Annotated in this window: 3 protein-coding genes; 1 reads left to right on the top strand and 2 read right to left on the bottom strand. The window is 39.3% G+C overall.

Features of this window, described 5'->3' with window-relative positions; genetic code table 11:
- The coding region (locus B5F78_RS15900) for a type IV secretory system conjugative DNA transfer family protein (protein ID WP_140400216.1) at nucleotides 1–866 on the top strand (866 nt) is incomplete at its 5' end.
- Nucleotides 867–1200: 334 nt separating this feature from the next.
- Here the strand turns inward: B5F78_RS15900 and B5F78_RS15905 are convergent.
- Complete coding sequence (locus B5F78_RS15905) at nucleotides 1201–3528, bottom strand: TonB-dependent receptor (protein WP_087407198.1); 2328 nt, start codon at nucleotides 3526–3528, stop codon at nucleotides 1201–1203.
- A gap of 268 nt (nucleotides 3529–3796) precedes the next feature.
- A complete protein-coding gene (locus B5F78_RS15910) occupies nucleotides 3797–4855 on the bottom strand; it encodes a hypothetical protein (RefSeq protein ID WP_140400218.1) in 1059 nt (352 codons plus the stop codon).
- Nucleotides 4856–4989: the final 134 nt, after the last annotated feature.

Genomic DNA, 4989 nt, shown 5'->3' on the forward strand with positions numbered 1-4989 from the left:
GTGCAATGGAGAGGGGAGCAGACGGACAAGTCAGCGGAGTTGTTGGAACTTTGCAGTCTGCAATAGCACAGATAAACACTCCGGAACTGATGTATATTTTTGGTGGAAATGATTTTTCTCTGGATCTGAACAATCCTTCTTCTCCGGCTATTGTAACCGTGGGGACATATCCTACCCTTGTACAGACCTTTGCACCGTTATGCAGTCTTATTATAACAGTGGCCACAAAGCTGATGAACCAACCCGGCAAAGTTCCTTCTTTTGTAATGATCGATGAAGCCCCGACTGTATATATACCTGGTCTTGACATATTGCCGAACACGGGACGAAGCAATAAAATATCTACAGTCCTGATGTGCCAGGATCTTGCACAGCTTTCTGACGGTTACGGCAAGGAAAAGGCCGATGTGCTGTTTGCGTCCTGTAATACCCACTTTTATGGTAGGGTATCTTCGAGCATAACGGCAGAAAGACTTTCTCGCCAATTTGGGAAGGAAGATAAAGTCTATACAACCGCATCACAATCGAGGACGGGCTTTCACCGGACTTCAGGAACCAGCGAATCAGTACAAGAAAGGGACGCAGCCAAACCTTCCAGCTTCCTTTCTCTGGAGCCTGGGGAGTTTTACGGTATAGCGGTGGAAAGCAATGTGCCGTTTTTCCGGAAGAAGTTCAGACAGACAGAACGGCCAATCCCGGCACAGCTGGAGAAGCCGAGCCACGCAGAAAGCATACAGGAATACACTCTGAAGGTAAGGGAGGATATAAAGTCTATACTTTACGCACTGAAGCCTGATGAACCGGAAGAACATCAGGAACCGGATATCCCTTCAGATATTAAGTTCAAAGGCTTTTCTGTTGATTGATAAGAAAACAGCCAAGACAATCTTGGCTGTTTTTTATAAAGTTGAAGAAGCAGTAGGAGGAAGAACTTCAGCCAAAGAGAGAGAAAAAGATTGATCATAGTTTCATAAAATGGTAATACTTGTCCTGATAGCTTGTGTTAGGCCTCCCGATTAATAAGAGAGTACAAAGGATGATTCTGTGACAAAATCAAAATAACACCCAAAGAAAAAGCATATAAAGGTGACAAACCTATCACCCCTATATGCTCAAAGAGTATCTATAAATGAAATTGATGTTGTTCTTACATACGGTTCTTCTGGCTGTCGCCAGTTTGAGTACCTTTGTGTATATATTTTACATTGCAATACCTGTTTCGCGGTCCACATTATTTGTGATCTTGCCCTCTGCATTGTGTTTCTTACCCACACTGAAATCCCATGATAGAGAGAGAAGGAACATATTTCCGTTATCTTTTATGAAAGACCAGGTTTCTTTGCGTACCTCTTTGCTCAGCAACTTGGTTCCACCGCTCCATCCCTTCGGCTGGAAAGGGAAAAGCATACCGGCACCCACATTGAAGTTTTTGATTTTGTACAAACACTGAAACATACAGTTCTTTTCTCCGTAACTGATTGTTTCACCATACAAAGTATTGTATCGGCTGCTGACTACCGCATTAGCAGAGAATTTCTTGTATGTGAATGAAAGATTACCGCCACCATACCATGCGTTGAAGTTATGCGTATAGGAGTTTCCCTTTGATTCGTATCTGTTCACACCACCATAGAGACTGAGTGAAAGCATATCAGGTATAATGTTCACATTGGCATAGAGTTGTCCGTTCAGTCTTGAAAAGCGGTTCTGGTTATCTACGCCATATTCAAAAATATAGCTGCCGTCCGGCTGCAACACCATATTTACCTCTTCCATGATCGGATTCTTGCTGAAATAATAGCCACCTTTCAGTTGTAAGTCAACCCATTTATTACCCCATGAAAGCTGAAGTGTGTTACTGTAAGAACGATACGGCTTCAGATTGGGGTTACCACGGTTTACCTCTATATCCGTAAGCTGCTGCCGGATGTCGCTGAGTGATGACAAAGACGGCACATTAGGAGTGCTGGAAAATACGTATTTAAGGGTAGCTCCCTCAAATGGTTTGTAGGACAATGAAGCAGAAGGACGGAACATATAAAATGAATAACCTTTTCCAGATTCATCATAGCTTTGTCTTGAAAGACCAACACCCAACAGGTAGCTTAATTTCTTCCATTTACCGTTTACCTGCACATAACCGTACAAGTCGGAGCTGTGCATTTCATCTGTCTGGTTTACATCACCCATATACTTATTGTTCGTATAAGCCAGCGTATATTTCAATCCTCCGCTTAAAGCCACGTTTTTGAAGTTCTTCTTATAAATACCTTCTCCAATCAGGGAGTATCTTTTACCATCCGTACTGTAGATATATTCAGAATACGGAGTACCACCTTCAGTAAGCGATTCATTGTAATTACGTTCATAATCGGAACTGATATAAGTACCTACCATATTCAAAACCAGTTCCTGATCTTTAGGCAGCAGAACTTTTCCGTACAAGTCCAAAGAAGGTGAATTGGAATTGTTGATTTTCTTTGTAAAACTATAGATGTCGTTTTTACCTTCTTCCTGGATAATCTGGCCATAATCATTATGCGGCGAGCGGAAAAGATTGTCTGTGAAAGAAGCATTGAAAACATATTTCTCCGGCTTGGTCAGATTATAATTCAGTTCCAGGTAATGGTCGGCATAGTTGAAAGGAGTAGTTATACCTTTCAGATAACGGTCACGGTTTCCATCCGGAAGGCTGAAAGTCTGATCCTCATTCACAAAACGGTCATTATAGTCGCGATAGCTCACATAGTAGTTGAAACCAAATTCTGACAACTTATGATTAGCTTTTATATACACATTGTCATTACCGAAACCGGTTGTTACGGCATTGGTCAGATTGAATCCTCCCGCTACACCCGATTCCCTGCGCTTCACGACATAATTGATGACGGCTTCCACATCTGTATTGGCATATCGCATATCCGGGTTATCTATGTATTCCACCCTCAGCACTTCGTCAGGACGTAATGCCTGAACCTGTGCGGTAGATGCTTCAATATCGTTAATCCTCAGCTGTACACTCCCACCGCTTACCGTAGAAATACTTCTCTCAATGCTGTTTACCTTCAGCCCAGGGAGCTGCATGTGGCTCAGCAATTCATATCCTGATGTAGCTGCTTTGATTTGTCTGGAAGAAGGAATCACAATCTGACGGTCTATTTTCTCCATCACATTACTGCCGGTTACGGTTACACCTTGTAAAGAAACGGCATCCTGAACCAAACGGATATCCCCTAAGTTTATTTTCCGGTCCAGATTTTCCAGTAATATAGACTGGGGCTGATAGCCTATATAAGATACTTGCAAAAGATAACTGTGTGCTGACAAATCCTTCAGGACAAAGTTTCCTTTGTCATCTGAAGTAGCTCCGCTCACAAACGCCGAATCCGGCAGCGAGAGCAGCACCACATTGGCGTATGGCAACGGTTGGCTGTTCTCGTCAATCAATTTTCCGCTAACTGTCTGTGCGGACAAACTTACAGGTAGTATGATTCCTGTCAGCACTAAACATTTCTTAATCAAATTCATTGTAATAGTTCTATAATTATATTCACTTATATATTCCTGTCTTTCCTGTTTGTAGCATAAAAAAATATCTTATGATATTAGTAATAATCATAAGATAAATTCATATCAGTTATGTTACAAATAGTTGAAACAGAGAAATATAAACTTCTTTGGTCTTAAAATATCTACTAAATTGCTACAAATTTTATACTTGCTCTTGGCTGTATTGAATTTATAGCGGACTGTTACCGCAAAATTTTATCTGCATCTGATAATTTTTGAATAGATATTATTGCATCAATCCACCCTCAATAAAAAAAACGACTTCATTCAATCGTTGTTTGTTGTTTTCTTCGTCTTTAAAAACAGCTGGTATGTTTAACACTTTATCCTGGATCAGATTATCCATTAAATACCACATAACTTCATGATACAAAATCACCATTGCTGTATTTTCATCATTTATATCATATTGAGTTGCGATATTGCCACAGTTGTCTTTAAGTTCTGACGAAATGGAATTAACAAGTTTATCAATAATTTGATGAAAACTATCTTGCTGTTTTTTTATGATAGGAAATAGAATGTCTCCGCTTTGGTTTGTCAAGCCGTATGGAATGAGTTTAGAGATAAGTTGCGGATTGTTTATTTTACCATATTGGGATATTTCATCAGCACTATCATCCATCGTTTTACTGCTTGGCGAAACCTCACTGTTGAGATAGGTTAATATCAAATTCATATCACCGAAACCATTTGTACCGAATTTAAGGTCTTTGCGTGGCTCATATAAAACCCAATAACAACCGCTCCAACCAGCATGGTTGTTTATATCATCAAATAAAACAAGCTTTGTCCACATCCTACCGTCCAAAAGATATGAAAAGACCAATGAAAGTGCATTGTTTTCAAATCCCATTCCCTTGATTGTATGTACAAGAGAGACAAAATCATTCTTAGTTTTTGAATACATAGATGCCGCAATTTCCTTACTGACATTTCTTAAAGATGTAGTCTGTTCTTTATCGAGAATAGGAATTGTGCATTTCCATTTTCCTTTTGTTTTATTAATCAGCCCTCCTACTTCCAACAATAATAATTGGCTATCAGAACATTTTATCCCCATACCAAGAAGTTCACTTTGGGTATGTGGAGTACGTAAATTATACATTATTTCCCAATTATTATCAGTAAGAACATAATCTTCAGGTTGATGTCCACTAACAGCAACGAATTGGGTAGCTTCCCACTCTTTATAAGGGCGAACATCAGTTTGAGCTTTAATAGTCGAAAAAGCACATGATATAAATAAGGAAATAAAAATAGAAAATATTAATTTATTAGTCATAAGAATATTAATTTATTATTTAAGTTGTTCTCGTCAATCAATTTTCCGCTAACTGTCTGTGCGGACAAACTTACAGGTAGTATGATTCCTGTCAGCACTAAACATTTCTTAATCAAATTCATTGTAATAGTTCT

The organism is Bacteroides sp. An279, from assembly GCF_002159615.1.
Classification (GTDB): Bacteria; Bacteroidota; Bacteroidia; order Bacteroidales; family Bacteroidaceae; genus Phocaeicola; species Phocaeicola intestinalis.